At 61.0% G+C, this 17,150-nt stretch carries 18 protein-coding genes; 5 read left to right on the top strand and 13 right to left on the bottom strand.

The features are described 5' to 3' along the window. Positions 1-182 precede the first annotated feature (182 nt). The 8 genes from ACLEJQ_RS05330 to ACLEJQ_RS05295 all read right to left on the bottom strand — a co-directional run bounded on the left by ACLEJQ_RS05330 (position 183) and on the right by ACLEJQ_RS05295 (position 7,730). The gene (locus ACLEJQ_RS05330) at positions 183-1,211 is read right to left on the bottom strand and encodes a nucleoside hydrolase (RefSeq protein ID WP_440792856.1); all 1,029 of its coding nucleotides are present in this window, start codon (positions 1,209-1,211) and stop codon (positions 183-185) included. A gap of 28 nt (positions 1,212-1,239) precedes the next feature. After that, positions 1,240-1,644, bottom strand: a complete 405-nt coding sequence (gene rbsD / locus ACLEJQ_RS05325) for a D-ribose pyranase (RefSeq protein ID WP_440792854.1) — start codon at positions 1,642-1,644, stop codon at positions 1,240-1,242. Then, complete coding sequence (rbsK, locus tag ACLEJQ_RS05320; RefSeq protein WP_440792852.1) at positions 1,641-2,555, bottom strand: ribokinase; 915 nt, start codon at positions 2,553-2,555, stop codon at positions 1,641-1,643. The genes rbsD and rbsK overlap by 4 nt, the downstream gene beginning before the upstream one ends. 23 nt (positions 2,556-2,578) lie before the next feature. Then, positions 2,579-3,598 (bottom strand): LacI family DNA-binding transcriptional regulator, encoded by a 1,020-nt coding sequence (locus tag ACLEJQ_RS05315; RefSeq protein ID WP_440792850.1) that lies wholly within the window; start codon positions 3,596-3,598, stop codon positions 2,579-2,581. A 3-nt stretch (positions 3,599-3,601) separates the two neighbouring features. Beyond that, a complete protein-coding gene (locus ACLEJQ_RS05310) occupies positions 3,602-4,579 on the bottom strand; it encodes an ABC transporter permease (RefSeq protein ID WP_440792848.1) in 978 nt (325 codons plus the stop codon). Then, positions 4,576-6,129, bottom strand: coding sequence for a sugar ABC transporter ATP-binding protein (locus ACLEJQ_RS05305; protein WP_440792846.1), 1,554 nt, complete (start codon positions 6,127-6,129; stop codon positions 4,576-4,578). Before ACLEJQ_RS05305 ends, ACLEJQ_RS05310 begins: the two co-directional genes overlap by 4 nt. A 55-nt stretch (positions 6,130-6,184) precedes the next feature. Beyond that, positions 6,185-7,144: a sugar ABC transporter substrate-binding protein gene (locus ACLEJQ_RS05300; protein WP_440792844.1), complete on the bottom strand. Its 960-nt coding sequence runs from the start codon at positions 7,142-7,144 to the stop codon at positions 6,185-6,187. A gap of 133 nt (positions 7,145-7,277) precedes the next feature. Further along, the gene (locus ACLEJQ_RS05295) at positions 7,278-7,730 is read right to left on the bottom strand and encodes a hypothetical protein (RefSeq protein ID WP_440792842.1); all 453 of its coding nucleotides are present in this window, start codon (positions 7,728-7,730) and stop codon (positions 7,278-7,280) included. Positions 7,731-7,957: 227 nt separating this feature from the next. On the opposite strand from ACLEJQ_RS05295, the gene ACLEJQ_RS05290 reads away from it, so the two are divergent. Together ACLEJQ_RS05290 and ACLEJQ_RS05285 are read left to right on the top strand one after the other, a co-directional pair. Further along, on the top strand, positions 7,958-8,236 hold the full coding sequence (locus tag ACLEJQ_RS05290) for a DUF1654 domain-containing protein (RefSeq protein ID WP_440792840.1): 279 nt from the start codon (positions 7,958-7,960) through the stop codon (positions 8,234-8,236). A 5-nt stretch (positions 8,237-8,241) separates the two neighbouring features. Beyond that, positions 8,242-8,931 (top strand): endonuclease, encoded by a 690-nt coding sequence (locus ACLEJQ_RS05285; protein ID WP_440792838.1) that lies wholly within the window; start codon positions 8,242-8,244, stop codon positions 8,929-8,931. A gap of 137 nt (positions 8,932-9,068) precedes the next feature. On the opposite strand, the gene ACLEJQ_RS05280 is transcribed toward ACLEJQ_RS05285, so the two are convergent. After that, positions 9,069-9,434, bottom strand: coding sequence for an SPOR domain-containing protein (locus ACLEJQ_RS05280; RefSeq protein WP_440792836.1), 366 nt, complete (start codon positions 9,432-9,434; stop codon positions 9,069-9,071). A 245-nt stretch (positions 9,435-9,679) separates the two neighbouring features. Here ACLEJQ_RS05280 and csrA point away from each other — a divergent pair, with 245 nt between their 5' ends. Next, on the top strand, positions 9,680-9,871 hold the full coding sequence (gene csrA, locus ACLEJQ_RS05275; RefSeq protein WP_245141876.1) for a carbon storage regulator CsrA: 192 nt from the start codon (positions 9,680-9,682) through the stop codon (positions 9,869-9,871). Positions 9,872-10,077: 206 nt separating this feature from the next. Here the strand turns inward: csrA and ACLEJQ_RS05270 are convergent, their stop codons facing one another. The 3 genes from ACLEJQ_RS05270 to ACLEJQ_RS05260 all read right to left on the bottom strand — a co-directional run bounded on the left by ACLEJQ_RS05270 (position 10,078) and on the right by ACLEJQ_RS05260 (position 13,965). Next, on the bottom strand, positions 10,078-10,533 hold the full coding sequence (locus ACLEJQ_RS05270; RefSeq protein ID WP_440792834.1) for a DUF2214 family protein: 456 nt from the start codon (positions 10,531-10,533) through the stop codon (positions 10,078-10,080). 330 nt (positions 10,534-10,863) lie between these two features. Then, entirely contained in the window at positions 10,864-12,246 is a 1,383-nt protein-coding gene (gene cysS, locus ACLEJQ_RS05265; RefSeq protein ID WP_440792832.1) for a cysteine--tRNA ligase, read from the bottom strand. A gap of 21 nt (positions 12,247-12,267) precedes the next feature. Continuing rightward, positions 12,268-13,965, bottom strand: coding sequence for a glutamine--tRNA ligase/YqeY domain fusion protein (locus ACLEJQ_RS05260; RefSeq protein ID WP_440792830.1), 1,698 nt, complete (start codon positions 13,963-13,965; stop codon positions 12,268-12,270). Between the two features lie 249 nt (positions 13,966-14,214). Here ACLEJQ_RS05260 and ACLEJQ_RS05255 point away from each other — a divergent pair, with 249 nt between their 5' ends. Then, on the top strand, positions 14,215-14,715 hold the full coding sequence (locus ACLEJQ_RS05255) for a peptidylprolyl isomerase (RefSeq protein ID WP_440792829.1): 501 nt from the start codon (positions 14,215-14,217) through the stop codon (positions 14,713-14,715). Continuing rightward, positions 14,712-15,461 (top strand): UDP-2,3-diacylglucosamine diphosphatase, encoded by a 750-nt coding sequence (lpxH, locus tag ACLEJQ_RS05250; protein ID WP_440792827.1) that lies wholly within the window; start codon positions 14,712-14,714, stop codon positions 15,459-15,461. The genes ACLEJQ_RS05255 and lpxH overlap by 4 nt, the downstream gene beginning before the upstream one ends. A gap of 128 nt (positions 15,462-15,589) precedes the next feature. On the opposite strand, the gene ACLEJQ_RS05245 is transcribed toward lpxH, so the two are convergent. Next, positions 15,590-17,119 (bottom strand): DHA2 family efflux MFS transporter permease subunit, encoded by a 1,530-nt coding sequence (locus ACLEJQ_RS05245; RefSeq protein WP_440792825.1) that lies wholly within the window; start codon positions 17,117-17,119, stop codon positions 15,590-15,592. Between the last annotated feature and the right edge of the window lie 31 nt (positions 17,120-17,150).

Raw genomic sequence — 17,150 nt, 5'->3', positions numbered from 1 at the left:
CAAGAGCCTGTGGGAGCGAGCCTGCTCGCGATGACGGTGGGTCAGCTTGCATTGATGTTGCCAAGTAATCCGCCATCGCGAGCAGGCTCGCTCCCACAATGGGATTGCGTACAACCGGGAGAAACAAATCGGCTGTCAGGCCGCCATCGCGAGCAAGCTCGGCTCCTACAGATCAACGCAGGTTATTTGAGCCGCGCCAAGCGCTCAGTCAGCAAATCAAAGAAACCCTGAGCATCACCGTTCTCGACCCAGAATGCGTTCTTCGGCGCCTTCAGGCCGTCGTACCAGTCGACAATGGTCTGCCCGAACGTCGGCCCCTCGCGACTGTCCACCACGACATTGACCGCACGACCGGTAAACAGCTGCGGCTTGAGCAGGTAGGCAATCACCGTTGCGTCATGCACCGGCCCGCCCGGTATACCGTAGTGTTCCATGTCGGCCTTGACGTACTCGTTGAGGATATCGCCGACGATCTTGCTGGCATTGTTGTTCACAGCGGCAATCTGCTTCAGCCGCGCCTCGCTGGTGAGGATCTTGTGGGTCACGTCCAGCGGCAGGTACGTCAGCTTCACGCCGCTCTTGGCGACCACCTCGGCGGCCTGCGGATCGGCGAAGAGATTGAATTCCGCCACCGGGGTGATATTGCCCCCATTGAAGTGCGCCCCGCCCATGATCACCACTTCCTTGATGCCCTGGACGATCTCGGGCTCCTGGACCAGCGCCAGGGCCAGGTTGGTCTGCGGACCGAGCATGGCAATCGTGATGCTGTGGGGCTTGGCAGCCTTGAGCGTGTCGATCAGGTAATTGACGGCATTGCCCTTGGCCAAGCCTTGCTTGGGCTCATGCACGGTGACACCCGACAGGCCTTCCTTGCCATGGATGTTTTCCGCGTAGATCGGCGTACGCATCAGCGGCTTCGGCGCGCCGGCGTACACCGGCACGTCCTCGCGCCCTGCCCACTCCCGGGCCAGGCGCGCGTTTCGCGAGGTCTTGTCCAGACGCACATTGCCGGCGACGGTGGTCAGGGCGCGAATGTGCAGTTCCTCAGGCGACGCCAGGGCGAACAGCAGCGCCACCACGTCGTCGGCGCCCGGATCGGTGTCGATGATCAGGTCGATTTTCTCCGCCGCCTGGGCGCTTGTGGCAGTGATCAGTGACAACAGCAGCAGACTCCGGACCAGTTGATGCATTTTCTGAGCATAGCGGCGCATGGCGCACTCCTTGTGCAGGGTGATAAATCTAGAACGTAACTCCAGCGATCAGCACGATGTTGCAGTACGGGGAGCATTCGCCTGTACGAATGATCGCCCGTGCCTGCCGGCTGAGTATCTTGAACTGTTCATGGCTGACCAGTTCCCGAACGCCCAGCGCACCTTCGGCACTCAGCGCTTCCAGCGTCACCAGGGCCGCCGGCTGTTTATCGTGGATTTCTTCGGCCAGTACATGGCGTTCAACCTGCATTTCACTGAGCACCACCTTCAGGGTGCTGACAAAGTCAGGAATGCCATGGGTCAGCGCAAGGTCGATCAACTCGACCCCGGGCGGCACCGGCAGGCCGGCGTCACCGATGACGACCTTGTCACCATGCCCCAGGGAGGCGATCAGCCGCGACAGGGCCACATTCAACAGCGGGGTTTTCTTCATGATTTGAACGCCTGTACTTCCGATAGCGTGGGAATGGAAGGCTGTGCGCCGGCCCGAGTCACCGACAGCGCGGCGGCAACCTGACCGAAGCGAATCGCCTCGACCTCGTTTCTGCCATTGGCCAGCGCCGCAGCGAAACCACCGACAAAGGTGTCGCCCGCCGCCGTGGTATCCACCGCCTTGACCAACGGAGCCGGGAAATGCTCGAAACTCGAACCATTGGCGAACATCAGGCCCTGGGCACCCAGGGTCACGATGACTTTTCCGGCACCGGCGGCGATCAGGTGCGTCGCCGCAGCCTCGGCGGTTTCCAGCGAGTCCACCGCCAGCCCGCTCAACATCGCGGCTTCGCTTTCGTTAGGGATCAGGTAATCGACATAGCCATACCATTGCGGCGGCAAGACATGGGAGGCCGGCGCCGGATTGAGGATGACGATCTTGCCCAGTTCCCGGCCGCGCTTGAGGGCATGGCCAACGGTGGCATCCGGCACCTCGAGCTGGCAGATGATGACGTCGGCGCTTTGCAGCACCGCGTCGAAACGGTCCACGACTTCAGGCGTCAACACGCCGTTGGCCCCGGCCACGATCACAATCGCGTTCTGGCTGTTGTCGTCGACCACGATCAGCGCCACGCCGCTGGAGCCGTCCACGACGCTGACCGCCTGGCAATCGATGCCCTCGGTCAACAACGCACCGCGCAATTGCTCGCCGTAGGCGTCAGCTCCCACGCAGCCGACCATAGACACCTGGGCGCCGAGGCGTGCGGCAGCCACCGCCTGGTTGGCGCCCTTGCCGCCAGGGATGGTGCAGAACGACTCGCCGATCAGCGTTTCGCCGCCACGGGGCAGCCGCGGCGCGCGGGTCACCAGGTCCATGTTCAGGCTGCCTATTACCACTACTTTTGCTGGCATACATCACTACTCATCAATTCGGTTCAGCGGTATTGGGCGAATGCGCCGGACAGCGGCGCAGTCGACTCACGCAGGACAATGCTGGGCGTCACGATCCGCTGGTCAGTGGCGATCCCGGGCGTAGCGATCCGCCGCAGCAACACTTCAGCGGCCATTTCGCCGAGCTGCAGGATCGACTGCCCCACCGTGGTCAACGCCGGATAGACATAGCGACTCATTTGAATGTCATCGAACCCGATGACCGACAGTTCGCTGGGCACCCGCACATTACGCTCGGCGGCGGCGCGCAGCACACCGATGCCGATCATGTCGTTGGCGGCGAAGATCGCGCTGGGCGGCTGTCGTTCCAGCAACCGGGCAGCGGCGCGGTAACCGCCGGTGCTGGTGAAATCGCTTTCAAGCATGCGCTCCACCGGCAGCTCGATGCCCGCCTCCTTCAACGCCCGGCAGTAACCGGCCAGGCGCATCTGCGCCACGCTGGTTTCGGCCGGGCCGCCAATGAAGGCGATGTCACGATGTCCCAGTTCCAGCAGGTGCCGAGTCGCCAGATAGGCGCCATATTCATGGTCGATGCGCACCAGGTCGGCATCAACCCCGTCGAGCCCACGGTCGACGATCACCATGGGCGTGCGCACGCCGGTCAAACCCTCGACGAGGCCGACGTCGCCACCGGCGCTAGCGACGATCAGGCCGTCGATGCGCTTTTCCAGCAACACCCGCAGGTAGCTGCGCTGCTTGTCCGGGTTGTCATCGGAATTGCACAGGATCACGCAATAACCGTTGCGCTCACAGTAATCCTCGATGCCCCTGGCCAACTCGGCAAAGTACGGGTTGAGACTGTTGGGCACCAACAGGCCAATGGTCGCGGTGGTCTTGGCCTTGAGTGATCGGGCCACGGCGCTGGGCACGTAGTCCAGGCGTTCGATGGCCGCCTCGACCTTGCGCCGCACCTCTTCACTGACCGGTCGGGTCTTGTTCACCACGTGGGACACAGTCGTGTAGGAAATCCCCGCGAGCGCCGCCACATCCTTGATCGTCGCCATGACTCAGGCCCGCCGACTGGCACGCTGGCTGCGATAGGTATCGAGCACGACCGCCACCACGATCACCGCACCGGTGATGATGCGCTTGGTCGGCTCGGTGGCGCCGATCTGCGCCAGGCCCGCCGCCAGCACCGAGATGATCAACACCCCGAAGAAAGTGCTGATGACCGAACCGCGCCCGCCCATCAAGCTGGTGCCGCCAATCACCACGGCCGCGATAACTTGCAGTTCAAGCCCCGAACCGGCGTTGGGGTCGGCAGCCTCCAGGCGCGAAATCTGGAACAGCGCCGCCACACCGGCGAGCAAGCCCATCAGACTGAACACCAGGATCTTGTAGGGCTTCGGGTTGATGCCCGCCAGACGCACGGCTTCTTCATTGGTACCGATGCCGATCAGGTAGCGGCCGAACACGGTCCGGGTCAACACAGCCTGGGCAACGAAAATCACCAGCAAAGCGATGATGAACGAAGGCGAAATACCGAAGGCAATGGGATTGGACAACCAGGCGAACGAGTCGCCGATGTAAGCGGTTCGCGACCCGGTCATCTGGTACGCCAGGCCCCGGGCCATTTCCAGGACACCGAGGGAAACGATGAACGAAGGAATTCGCCACGCCACGGTGATCGACCCGGTCACCGTGCCCGCCAGCGCCGCCACGGCCATGCCGAGCAACGCCGACGGCCAGACGCTCCAGCCCCAGCCGAGCACGGCCACGCTGACGGTCGATGCCGCAAGCGCCAGCACCGATCCCACCGACAGGTCGATGCCGCCGATGATCAGGATGAACGTCATGCCGACCGCCAGCACCATGAGGTCCGGAATCTGGTTGGCCAGGGTGCTGAAGGTGTCATAGGACAGGAAATGGCTGCTCAGCGCCGAGAACAGCGCGATCATCGCCAGCAAGGCGCCGGCCAGGCCCAGGTAAGTCCCCAGGCCATAGAAGTTGCCACTGGATTTGCCGACGGCAGATGCGGTTTTCATGAAAATTCCCTAGGCGCCGCTTCGTTGAGCAACGCATCACGTTTCTGATAGCCGGCGAATGCGGCGGCAAGCAAGTCATCCTGGGTCCAGCTGTCGCGCTCGAATGTATCGATCAGGCGCCCGGCGGACAGCACGCCGATCCGGTCGCAGATCAACATCAGCTCGCGCAAGTCGCTGGACACCACGACTAGCGCCTTGCCCTGGCGCGTCAATTCGCCCAGCAGCGCATATATGTCGAATTTGGCGCCAACGTCGATGCCACGAGTCGGCTCGTCGAACAGCAACACCGAGCAGTCGCGCTCCAGCCAACGGCCGATCACCACTTTCTGCTGGTTACCGCCCGACAGCTCGGAGACCAGTTGGGTCGGGCTGGAACTGCGGATCCGCATCGCGTTGATTTGCCGCTGCGCCAGGGCCAGTTCTTCGTTGCCATTGACGATGCCGGCGCTGGAGATTTCCGGCATGTTGCCCAGGGCAACGTTGGCGGCGATGGACTGGGTCAGCAGCAGGCCTTCGCCCTTGCGGTCTTCGGTAATCAAGGCGATGCCATGGGCCACCGCATCGGCTGGCGATCGGATACTCACGACCTTGGCCGGCGAGCCGAGCGCCACGGTGCCGCTGTCCGCCGCATCGGCGCCGAAAATCAAGCGCATCAGCTCGGTACGCCCTGCCCCGATCAGGCCGGAGATGCCAAAGATCTCGCCACTGCGCACTTCGAAGGACACATCGCGAACCTTGTCCGAACGGCTCAGACCGCTGATGGTCAGCGCCGGCGCACCAATCTGCCGTGGGCCCAGGTCGATATGCTCGCCCAGCTCGCGGCCGACCATCAGGGTCACCAGTTGCTCGCTGTTGTAGTTGGCCATCGGCTCGACGCAGACCAGGTTGCCGTCACGCAGCACCGCGATGCGTTGGGCCACCCGTGCCAGTTCTTCGAGGCGATGGGAAATGTAGATGATCGTCACGCCCCGAGCTTGCAGACGGGTGATCTGCTCGAACAGCATCTCGACTTCACGAGCCGTCAACATGGCGGTCGGCTCGTCGAGAATCAGCACATGGCAATCGCCGATCAGGTTGCGGGCAATCTCGACCATCTGTTGATGGCCGATACCCAACTCGCCGACCAGGGTGTCGGGATCAATCGCATCGAGCCCGACCTGGGCCATGGCTTCGATCGCTGCTTTACGCAGTTGCTTGCGGTCGATCCAGCCGCAGCGGCCGGGCAGGTTGTCGAGAAACAAGTTCTCGGCCACCGACAGCGTCGGCAGCAGGTTGAGCTCCTGCATCACCATGCGCACGCCCAGTTCTTCAGCCTGGGTCCGGCTGCCAGGACGATAATCCTGGCCTTGGAACTGCATCTGCCCGGTCGTCGGTGTCACCAACCCACCGATGATTTTGGACAGGGTACTTTTGCCGGCGCCATTTTCGCCGGTCAGTGCCAGCACCTCACCACGCATCAACGTCAGATCGATGCCGGTCAGTACCGGCTGGGCATAGGTCTTGCCGATTCCGCTGATAGACAGCACAGCGCTCGGGTCGCGAACGGACATAAAAAAACTCTCCATGCGCTCGCCCGAGTGGGCGAGCACCGTTGTGTCGCCAGGATTACTGCTTGGTCACCAGCTCGACTGGAGTTTCGATCACGCCGTTGTCGCCGATCTCGACTTTTTCCTTCTTGAGGATTTTCAACGCGGTCTCGATGCCGAATACCGCCTGCTTGGCGGCAAACTGGTCAGCCGTGGCCAGGACACGACCGTCCTTGAGCATCGGCTTGATGGCATTGATGTTGTCGTAGCCGACCACTTGTACCTTGCCTGCCTTGCCCGCAGCCCGCACCGCCGATACGGCACCGACCGCCATGCTGTCGTTACCGGCCAGCAGCGCCTTGATGTTCGGGTATTCGCTGAGCATCGACGCGGCAACCTGGTTGCCCTTGTTGATTTCCCAGTCGCCGGATTGCAGGGAGACGACCTTGATCTGCGCCGCTTCCATTGCATCCTTGAAGCCCGCGGTCCGCGCCTGGGCGTTGGTGGTGGTGGACACGCCCTCGATGATGCCGACTTCATCACCGGCCTTGAGCTGCTTGGCCAGGTACTCACCCACCAGTCGCGCACCCTTGCGGTTGTCAGGGCCTACGAACGGCACGTTGATATTTTTGCTCTTGACCACGGCAGGATCGAGCTGGTTGTCGATATTGACCACGGTGATACCGGCATCTACGGCTTTTTTGATCACCGGCACCATGGCCTTGGAATCGGCGGGAGCGATGATGAGCGCGTCGACCTTGGACACGATCATCTGCTCGACGATGCGGATCTGGTTGGCGGTGTCGGTCTCGTCCTTGATCCCGTTGGAGATCAGGTCGAAATCGGCGGAGTGTTCTTTCTGATAGGCCTTGGCGCCGTCTTCCATGGTCAGGAAGAACTCGTTGGCCAGGGATTTCATGACCAGGGCAACCTTGGGTTTTTCAGCAGTCTGGGCGAATGCCGAGGAGACAGGCAGTGCAGCGGATGCCGCCGCGAGCATGGCGACAGCGAGAAGGCGTCCAGCGAATGGCAACTTCATGGGTTCACTCCGATCTTATGATTATTTTGAGCAAATCATCGCACGGAACGCCGCGCAAACGTTTGCGTGGAATGAACTATGGTAAGGCTTCGCAGATTTGTCAACGTTGCGGTTTGATCCGCAACGTCGAAGTTCAGACCGTCGTGTTGACCACCGAACCCGAACCGGCGCCCTTGGCCAGCTCCGTGACCAGGCGACCGGTGACTTCCAGCAAAGCGCCACTGGTGTCGGCGATCTGCCCTTGGATGGCCATGACCGCCGAAGCCTTGGCTTCTTCCGTTGCATAGTCGCGCGCTTCTGCAGCGGCCAGTTGCTGTTGCTGCTCCCTGAGCTGCTGCTGAAGCTCTTGCATCCGCTTGAGCAGCACTTGGACAGCCACGCTCTGGGTGCTACCGGCCTCCTGCGCCTGGTCGGTTGCTTCAGCGCCAGCGCCCATGCCCGTGCGGACCTTGCCCGAGGCTTGCGTTGTACCCTGGGCCTCATCGGCGGCCTGGGCTTCTGCCTCGCTCAAAGCTTTCAGGGTGGCTGCGGATTTTCCGCCGATGGTCACCGCTGCCGCATTGGGAAAGCCGATGGAAAACGACATATCAAAACTCCATGAAGGGGGATTCCTAGTTAAGGACATCGCCCGCCGAAACAATTTCTTTAGCGCCCGCTGAAATCAATCAATAGCTTCGCTCCCCTGAACGGCTGCCATCTGTTGACGCAAGCCGATAAAAAATTCCTTTCTCCTACACCAAAACGAAAAAAGTGCTGTCAGACGATTTTCTTGAATTTTAAGTAGTTGCGTAAACGCCTACGGTTAAATACTGTATGCACGTACAGCTTAATAAGGAAAATCCTGTGGCAACGCCCTCCGCTGCAACTACCCCCTTGGATTCCTATACGCGACTTGGCCTGCGGGTTTCGAAAATCATCAACGCCCCCACCGCGCAAAAAGCCAAGGCCGCCCTGATCTTCCGCCTGCCCGACGAGCCGGTGGATGAGTGGGAACGTCTCCTGGAAGAAATCGACGAGAACGACAACGTGACCCTCGCCTATCGCGACGATGGTGGTGTGCAGGTTTTCTGGGTAGTGCCGAAGGAAGATTGAGTCAGATGAGTGTTCGCTGTTTAGCGTTATTGCTTGTGTTCGTCGCCATGGGCGCACAGGCCGGGGCCCCGCGCACCTTCAATGAAGCCAAGAAAGTCGCCTGGAAGCTCTACGCGCCGCAATCCACCGAGTTTTACTGCGGCTGCAAATACACCGGCAATCGGGTCAACCTGGCGGCCTGCGGGTATGTCCCACGGAAAAACCCCAGCCGTGCCGCGCGGATCGAGTGGGAACATATCGTCCCGGCGTGGGAGATCGGCCACCAGCGTCAATGCTGGCAACAAGGTGGTCGCAAGAATTGCACCCGCCATGACCCGGTCTATCAACGGGCCGAGGCCGATCTGCACAACTTGGTGCCGAGCATCGGCGAGGTAAACGGCGACCGCAGCAATTTCAGTTTCGGCTGGCTGCCGGAACAGAAAGGTCAGTACGGTTCCTGCCTGACCCAGGTGGATTTCAAGGCCAAGAAGGTCATGCCCCGCCCTTCGATCCGAGGAATGATCGCCCGCACGTATTTCTACATGAGCAAGCAATACGGCCTGCGCCTGTCGAAACAGGACCGGCGCCTGTATGAAGCGTGGGACAAGACCTACCCGGTGGAGAGCTGGGAGCGCCAACGCAACCAGAGCGTGGCGTGTGTCATGGGGCGCGGGAATGAGTTCGTGGGGCCGGTGGATATGAAGGCCTGCGGTTGATCTCACCTAAGTGAAAACACAATCGGCTGTGGGAGCGAGCTTGCTCGCGATGGCGGTGTATCAGCCAATATCAATGCTGACTGACCCGACGCTATCGCGAGCAAGCTCGCTCCCACAGTGGATGGGGTGCTGCCCGATCATTGGGCCGTCGGGTAATCCACCACCAGTGTCTCGATATTGCGTTTCTTGGCCCGGACCAGGGCAGCGGTAATCTTCTCCTGACCTGCTTCAGCGTCGGCCTTGGAGCTGAATGGGCCGACCAGGACCCGATCCTTGCCGTTTTCCTTGAAGACGTTCGACATGAAACTGTGCTCGATGAGCCAGCCGGTCAGGTCGCTGACCGCCTGCGGCGTCTCGCCCCGAACTTCGACAGCCCACTGCGGCGCGGCAGCGGCGGTCGGTGCGGAGGCCGCAGCGGGCTTGGGTTTCGGTGCCTGTACATCCCGCCCTTCACCGCACCCTGCCAGCGCCAACACCGCGATAACCCAAGCCAATTTGCGCACAACGTTTCCCCTGGAAGACATGAGCCGGGGATTTTAGCACCCACGCCCGACAACAACCCCGCAAACAGCGTTCAAAACACGAGAATCCTGCCCGGCGTCTCTGTATAGTCGCACCCTGGGAATTAATGCTGCGTCTGCACGTCAGAAAGAGGCACCCACATTGTGACACTTAGCACTAATCTATAAGCAGTACCGACATCTGCACTGTCAATCAGGTGCCCTATAAAGCAATCAAGGAGAACACCATGCTGATACTCACCCGCAAAGTCGGTGAAAGCATAAACATTGGTGACGACATCACGATCACCATTCTGGGCGTTAGCGGCCAACAAGTCCGGATCGGCATCAACGCCCCGAAAAACGTTGCAGTGCATCGCGAAGAGATTTATCAGCGGATCCAGGCCGGCCTTACCGCCCCCGACAAACCGCAATCCTGAGCCTTGCAGCAGTCCGTAGCCAGCCCGTTTGCATCGTCGCAATGGCTGGCTAAAGATTCCGGTTGACCGCGTCTCACCCCGCTCATCCCCGCTCTCCCCCGCCTTCTGCTTTCGTCCAGCCCGCATACCGATACTAATGGCATGGCTCAAAGCATGGCTGTCAGACATTTCGTTTTAATGGCGACGAAGCAGGCGTTTGCGTCCGGTCAGCCCAGGGTGATGCCGCGAGCCATGCCCGTGGCCGCGACCATCATCAAGAGCAGCAGCAAGGCTTCGATATGGCTGATCCGTGCAAAGCGGCCGGCTTTCGAAGAATCGATCGCCTGCCCCTTGCCCCGCGCCATCCGCCATTGGATCAAGGCGATCATTGGGACAATCTCAAGCAGCAGGATCAGCAAAAGCACAGTCATCTTCAGGTGGAACAATGGCTGGTGCAGGTAATAGTCCGAGCCTTTTTCGAACCCACCAAACGCCCGCATCCCACCGGTTATCAGTAACACCAGCGCCGACAGGCCCCACACGTTATCCGCCATCAACACGTTACGCACCGCATCCGCGCCACCCGCCAGGCGTCGTAGCGCCGTGCCGCGGGTGAGCACCGCCCAGAAGCCGAGGGCGAAGACCAGGAGATGGATTGCTGCGAGAGACCAGTGAGCCAACATGGAAGACACCTGCCAGTGAGAACGTCGAATCGACCTGACAGTACTAGCTCATAAAAGAGGGATCGGCAGGCTGAACACAAAAAACTGTGGGAGCGAGCTTGCTCGCGATAGCGGTTCAGCATTCAACGAATGATGTTGACTGATCTGACCCCATCGCGAGCAGGCTCGCTCCCACATTGTCCCGGGTTGGCCCCAGAATCGACGCTCACCACCGACCTCTGTGGGAGCGAGCCTGCTCGCAATAGCGGCTTAGCATTCAACTAATGTGTTGACTGATCTGACGCTTTCGCGAGCAAGCCCGCTCCCACAAGGTGGCGGGCGGTGCCGGACTCAGTCTGCCAACCGCCAGGTCGTTGCGCCCTTGCCGTCTTCCAGCACTACGCCCATGGCGGTGAGCTGGTCGCGGATGCGGTCGGATTCGGCCCAGTCCTTGTTCGCCCGTGCGCTCAGGCGCGCCTGGATCAAGGCTTCGACCTCAGCGGCATCTACCCGTCCTTCGGCACCGGCTTGCAGGAACTCATCGGCCTCAAGCTGCAACACACCCAGCACACTGGCCAGTTCCTTCAGGCGCGCGGCCAGACCCGCTGCCGCATTGAGATCGCTCTCACGCAGGCGGTTGATCTCGCGCACCATCTCGAACAGCACCGCACAGGCTTCCGGCGTGCCGAAGTCGTCGTTCATCACTTCGGTGAACCGCGCCACGAACGCTTCGCCACCGGCGGCCGGCACAGTCGGCAGGCCCTTCAATGCGTGGTAGAAACGCTCCAGGGCACCCTTGGCGTCCTTGAGGTTATCTTCCGAATAGTTGATCGCGCTGCGATAGTGGCTCGACACCAGCAGGTAACGAATGACTTCCGGGTGATACTTCTCCAGCACATCGCGGATGGTGAAGAAGTTGTTCAAGGACTTGGACATCTTCTCGCCGTTGATCCGGATCATGCCGCAGTGCATCCACGCGTTGGCGTAGGTCTTGCCGGTGGCCGCTTCGCTCTGGGCGATTTCGTTTTCGTGGTGCGGAAACTCCAGGTCGCTGCCGCCGCCATGAATGTCGAAGGTTTCGCCCAGGCAGCAGGTGGACATCACCGAGCATTCGATGTGCCAGCCCGGACGGCCCTTGCCCCATGGCGAATCCCAGCTCGGCTCGCCCGGCTTGGCAGCTTTCCAGAGCACGAAATCCAGCGGGTCCTGTTTCGACTCGTCGACTTCGATACGCGCGCCGATGCGCAGGTCTTCGATCTTCTTGCGCGACAGCTTGCCGTAGCCCATGAACCTGGCGACGCGGTAGTACACGTCGCCATTGCCCGGGGCGTAGGCATAACCCTTGTCGATCAGAGTCTGGATCATCGCCAGCATGCCCGGAATGTGGTCCGTGGCACGCGGCTCCAGGTCCGGCTTGAGGATATTGAGGCGCGCCTCGTCCTCATGCATGGCCTCGATCATGCGCTCGGTCAGCGCATCGTAAGGCTCGCCGTTTTCGCGGGCGCGGTTGATGATTTTGTCTTCGATGTCGGTGATGTTGCGCACATAGGTCAGGTCATACCCGCTGAAACGCAACCAGCGGGTCACCAGGTCGAAGGCGACCATGCTGCGGCCATGGCCGATGTGGCAGTAGTCGTACACGGTCATGCCGCACACGTACATGCGCACTTTGTTGCCATCGAGCGGCTTGAAGACTTCTTTGCTCTTGGTGAGCGTGTTGTAGATCGTAAGCACAGGGTTTCCCTTAAGACTTGATCATTGACCCCAGGAATCACGCAAGGTCACGGTACGGTTGAATACCGGAGCACCGGGCTTCGAGTCCTTGATATCCGCGCAGAAGTAACCTTCGCGCTCGAACTGGAAACGGTCTTCCGGCTGTGCGTTGCCCAACGAAGGCTCGGCACGACAACCAGTGAGGACTTGCAGGGAGTCAGGGTTGATGTTGTCCAGGAAGCTGGCGCTGTCTTCGGCCTTCTCCGGGTTCGGCGAACGGAACAGGCGGTCGTACAGGCGCACTTCGCACTCGACGCTGGCGGCGGCCGGCACCCAGTGGATCACGCCCTTGACCTTGCGACCTTCCGGGTTCTTGCCCAGGGTGTCGGGGTCATAGGAGCAACGCAGCTCGACGATGTTGCCATCGGCGTCCTTGATCGCTTCGTCGGCGCGGATCACGTAGCTGCCGCGCAGGCGCACTTCACCGGCAGGCTCCAGGCGCTTGTAGCCCTTTGGCGGCTCTTCCATGAAGTCGTCGCGGTCGATGTAGATTTCCCGGGCGAACGGCAGGACGCGCACGCCCATGTCTTCCTTCGGGTGACGCGGCAGCTCCAGGTTTTCGACCTGGCCTTCCGGGTAATTGGTGATGACCACTTTCAGCGGGCGCAGCACGCACATCGCACGCGGGGCGCTCTGGTCCAGGTCGTCACGGATGCTGAATTCCAGCATGCCGAAGTCCACCACGCCGTCTGAACGGTTGGTGCCGACCATCTCGCAGAAATTGCGGATCGATTTCGGCGTGTAGCCACGGCGACGGAAGCCCGACAGCGTCGACATGCGCGGATCGTCCCAGCCGTTGACGTGCTTATCGTCCACCAGCTGCTTGAGCTTGCGCTTGCTGGTGATGGTGTAGTTCAGGTTCAGGCGGCTGAATTCGTACTGGCGCGGGTGGGCCGGCACCGGCAGGTGCTCCAGGAACCACTCGTACAACGGACGGTGGCTTTCGAATTCCAGGGTGCAGATCGAGTGGGTGATGCCCTCGATGGCGTCCGACTGGCCGTGGGTGAAATCGTAGTTGGGGTAGATGCACCACTTGTCACCGGTCTGGTGGTGATGAGCGTGGCGGATGCGGTACATGATCGGGTCGCGCAGGTTCATGTTCGGCGAAGCCATGTCGATCTTGGCCCGCAGCACGCGTGCGCCGTCCGGGAATTCACCGGCGCGCATGCGGGCGAACAGGTCCAGGTTTTCCTCGACGCTGCGGTCACGGAACGGGCTGTTCCGACCTGGCTCGGTCAGGCTGCCGCGATATTCCTTGGCCTGCTCGGGGGTCAGGTCGCAGACATAGGCCTTGCCCGCCTTGATCAACTCCACCGCCCAGTCGTGCAGTTGGTCGAAATACTGCGAGGCGTAGCGCACTTCACCGGACCACTGGAAACCCAGCCACTTGACGTCGCTTTCGATCGCGTCGATGTATTCCTGGTCTTCCTTGGCCGGGTTGGTGTCGTCGAAACGCAGGTGCGTGACGCCACCGAACTCCTCGGCCAGGCCGAAGTTCACACAGATCGACTTGGCGTGGCCGATGTGCAGGTAGCCGTTGGGCTCAGGAGGAAAGCGAGTGACGATCTGTGTGTGCTTACCCGAGTCCAGGTCCGCCTGGATAATCGGGCGCAGGAAATTGACCGGCACGGCCGGGCCGGTCTTGGAATTCGAGGTAGGGTCGACAGTGGGCTTGCTCATAGGATCCTTGAACAGACAAGTACGCGGCCGGGTGCGGCCTGATAAATCAAAGCCCGTATCATAGCCGATGCTGTCAAGCGGCTGACAGGCCAGGCGGGTAAAGGATTGAATTTAATCGACGACCCGATGAAAAACAGCCTCGAAATTCAGGCGTGGCACGCTAAACTGCCCAACCTGGCCGTTTGCAGCCAGATCGGTTGCGGGCATCAACGCCCCGAAACCCACGAATTCCTTGAAAGAGTACCGACCATGAGCAAAGTCAAACTGACCACCAACCACGGCGACATCGTTCTGCAACTGAACGCCGAGAAAGCGCCGAAGACGGTCGAGAACTTCATTCAGTACGTGAAGGAAGGCCACTACGACAACACCATCTTCCACCGCGTCATCGGTAATTTCATGATCCAGGGTGGCGGCTTCGAACCGGGCATGAGCCAGAAGAAAACCCGTGCCGGCATTCAGAACGAGGCCGACAACGGCCTGTCGAACAAGAAGTACAGCGTCGCCATGGCCCGTACCATGGATCCACATTCGGCCTCCGCCCAGTTCTTCATCAACGTGGCCGACAACAGCTTCCTCAACCACAGCGCCAAGAACACCCAAGGCTGGGGTTATGCCGTATTCGGTGAAGTGATCGAAGGCAGCGACGTCGTCGACAAGATCAAAGGCGTGTCCACCACCTCCAAGGCCGGCCACCAGGACGTTCCGGCAGAAGACGTGATCATCGAGAAAGCCGAGATCATTGAGTGATACTGCTGATTTCAGATTTGCATCTGGAAGAGGAACGCCCGGACATCACCCGGGCGTTTCTGGATTTACTCGCGACACGCGCCCGTTCGGCGCAGGCGTTGTACATCCTGGGCGATTTCTTCGAAGCCTGGATCGGCGACGATGCCATGACCCCATTCCAGCGTTCCATCTGCCAGGCCCTGCGCGAATTGAGCGACAGCGGCACGGCGATTTTCCTGATGCACGGCAACCGCGACTTCATGCTGGGGCAGGCCTTCTGCAAGGCGGCCGGCTGCACCCTGCTCAAGGACCCGAGTGTCGTGCAATTGAACAGCGAGCCGGTGCTGCTGATGCACGGCGACAGTCTCTGCACCCGCGACGAAGACTACATGAAGCTGCGCCGCTGGCTGCGCAACCCGATCACGCTGTTCATCCTGCGCCACCTGCCGCTGGGCACTCGCCAGAAACTGGCGCGCAAGCTGCGCAGTGAAAGCCGTGCGCAGACGCGGATGAAAGCCAACGACATCGTCGACGTCACCCCGGAAGAAGTACCGCGGGTCATGCGCGAATATGGCGTGAAGACCCTGATCCATGGGCACACCCATCGTCCCGCCATCCACAAGCTGCAACTGGGCGACCACGCCGCCCGACGCATCGTGTTGGGGGATTGGGACAAGCAGGGATGGGCGTTACAGGTGGATGAGCAAGGGTTTGCGTTGGCGCCGTTCGGGTTTGGCAATTCGCAACTGGCATTACCGAGTAATTGAAGCATACGCCTCCTCTGTGGGAGCGGGCTTGCTCGCGAAAGCGGTGTGACAGTCGCCCAAAATGTCGAATGACACACCGCCTTCGCGAGCAAGCCCGCTCCCACAGGGGATTGCATTTCATGCTCGATTCAGTGCCCGCTCGCCTCCGGCCCTGCCTTCGCCGCAAACGGCGGCTTCGCCAGCCATACCAACAGAATCAAACCCATGAATGCCCAGCCCAGCAACGTAAAGTAATCCACGGTGGAGAGCATGTACGCCTGGCTGGTGAGGACGTGGTCGAGCTGGGCGTACGCCGGTGCGCTGGCGCCGCCGAGTTGGTTGAGCGCCTCGCGGGTCGCCGGCTCATAGGTGCTGATGCTTTCACTCAGGTACGCATGGTGCTGGTCGGCCCGACGGATCCAGATCCAGGTGGTCAGGGACGCGGCGAAGCTGCCGCCCAGGGTCCGCAGGAACGTTGCCAGCCCGGCGCCGTCGGCGATCTGCTGGGGCGGCAGGTCCGACATCAGGATGCTCAGGGTCGGCATGAAGAACAGCGCCACGCCGATGCCCATGAACAACTGCACCAGGGCGATGTGTTGAAAGTCCACCTCGTTGGTGAACCCGGCGCGCATGAAACAGCTCAGGCCGATCGCCAGGAACGCCAACCCGGCCAGCAAGCGCAGGTCGAACTTGTGGGCGTATTTACCGACGAAGGGCGACATCAGCACCGGCAGGATCCCGATGGGTGCCACGGCCAGCCCGGCCCAGGTGGCGGTGTAGCCCATCTGGGTCTGCAACCATTGCGGCAGGATCAGGTTGATGCCGAAGAAACCGGCATAGCCACCCACCAGCACAATGGTGCCGATGCGAAAGTTGCGGTAGGCGAACAGCCGCAGGTTCACCACCGGATGGCGGTCGGTCATCTCCCAGATCACGAACACTGCCAGGGCGATCACCGAAATCAGCGCGCCAATGATGATGAAGTTCGATTCGAACCAGTCCAGGTCGTTGCCTTTGTCGAGGATCACCTGGAGCGCACCGACACCGATGATCAGCGTGATCAAACCGACGTAATCCATCGGTTGGCGACTGGTGACCACCGGCCGTGCCTTGAGCTGCTGGCGCACCACCATCACCGCGAACACGCCGATGGGCACGTTGATGAAGAAGATCCACGGCCAGCTATAACTGTCAGTGATCCAGCCACCGAGGATCGGCCCGGCGATCGGCGCCACCACCGTGACCATCGCCAGCAACGCCAGGGCCATGCCGCGCCTGGCCGGCGGATACACGGCGATCAGCAAGGTCTGGGTCATCGGGTACAAAGGCCCGGCCACCAGACCCTGGAGCACCCGAAAACCGATCAGCTCGGGCATCGAAGTGGAGATGCCGCACAAGAACGAAGCGAGCACGAACAGCATCGTCGCCCACAGGAACAGCTTCACCTCGCCGAACCGCCGGCTCAACCAACCGGTCAAGGGCAGCGCGATGGCGTTGCTCACCGCAAACGAGGTAATCACCCAAGTGCCCTGCTCCGAACTGACCCCCAGGTTACCGGAGATGGTCGGCAAGGCGACGTTGGCAATCGTGGTGTCGAGCACCTGCATGAACGTCGCCAGCGACAGCCCGATGGTGCTGAGCAACAGGCTGGGCGGCGTGAAGGACGCGTTATTGCTCATTGCGAAATCCTATGAAGCGAAGGTGGCGGAG

It is taken from the genome of Pseudomonas sp. SMV71 (genome assembly GCF_052042015.1).
Taxonomy (GTDB): domain Bacteria; phylum Pseudomonadota; class Gammaproteobacteria; order Pseudomonadales; family Pseudomonadaceae; genus Aquipseudomonas.
This window is presented reverse-complemented; position numbering and strand designations above follow the sequence as displayed.